Origin of the sequence: Leucobacter sp. M11, assembly GCF_035726885.1 — a bacterium.
In the GTDB taxonomy this organism is placed as follows: domain Bacteria; phylum Actinomycetota; class Actinomycetes; order Actinomycetales; family Microbacteriaceae; genus JAPFRB01.
Window position 1 is genome coordinate 33,000 of record NZ_JAPFRB010000004.1, and the last position, 319, is coordinate 33,318.

Consider the following 319-nt stretch of genomic DNA (forward strand, 5'->3'; position numbering starts at 1 on the left):
TTTGCGGCGGGCAGCAGGATCGCGGCGAGGGGGATCGCGGCCCCCGCGGCGAACGCGAGGAACGAGGACAGCGCGGCGACCCAGGGGCTCGTGAGCTTCTCGGGGTCCAGCCCCAGCTCGGCCTCCGCGTGCGCCGCGAGCGCGTCGTGCTCGGTGAGCTGCTCGGCCACCTGCTGGGCAAGCTCCGGGCTCAGCCCCTTGGCCTCGTAGATGCCCGCCAGCTCGGTCAGCTCCTCAGCGGGCATCGTCGCCAGTTCCCAGCGCTCCCGGGAGAGCACCGCGCGCTCCGTATCCCGCTGCGTGCTCACCGAGACGTACT

General features: G+C 73.0%; 1 protein-coding gene. It reads right to left on the reverse strand.

Annotation, left to right across the window (positions count from 1 at the left end; genetic code table 11):
• Positions 1-319: VIT1/CCC1 transporter family protein (locus OOT08_RS12140; protein WP_325093645.1), on the reverse strand; the 319-nt coding region annotated here is incomplete at both ends.